General features: G+C 64.5%; 2 pseudogenes. Both read left to right on the forward strand.

The window, feature by feature from the left end:
• Positions 1 to 182 (forward strand): annotated as a pseudogene (locus EOA60_RS38595) (hypothetical protein); the annotation flags it as partial.
• A gap of 99 nt (positions 183 to 281) precedes the next feature.
• Positions 282 to 564: pseudogene (locus EOA60_RS36465) on the forward strand (hypothetical protein); the annotation flags it as partial.

Consider the following 564-nt stretch of genomic DNA (forward strand, 5'->3'; position numbering starts at 1 on the left):
ATGCGATGTTGTACGACTCGCGGCTGCGCCAGAACAATCTCAACACCCAGGCCGCCATTTCGCGCTTCCAGGAGCGCTGGCACCGCTGGCGGGGCGGCTGGAGCGGGCGCATTTTGGATTCAGATGGCTCGGATACCGAGCGCGGACAGGCTCAATCAAGCTGTTGGCGAAAATCGCGGTGACAAAGAGCTGATTCCGGTGCGGCTACAAATCTAGCCGCGCGCTAATCCCGATCTTTTCAAGCCTCGCTTTCGCGGGGCTTTTTTCATGGAGCAAGCCCTATGGCCCGACCTGCAACTGCCGCCGTTCGCCTGTTGACCGGCGAACGCGAACCCGTGCGCCTGGCGACGATCGCAAACATCACCCTTTACGGCCTGCAGACCATCGACGGCGTGGCGGCCGAAGTCGGCGACCGCGTGCTGGTCAAGGATCAGGCCGACCAGACCGAGAACGGCATCTACACGGCGAGCGAGGGCCGGTGGTTCCGCGCCGCCGACGCCCGCACGGCGCGCACGATGCAGAAGGGCACGACCGTGCATGTGCAGGAGGGACCGGTCTCGGCCG

This window comes from Mesorhizobium sp. M1A.F.Ca.IN.020.06.1.1 (genome assembly GCF_004023265.1).
Lineage (GTDB): Bacteria > Pseudomonadota > Alphaproteobacteria > Rhizobiales > Rhizobiaceae > Mesorhizobium.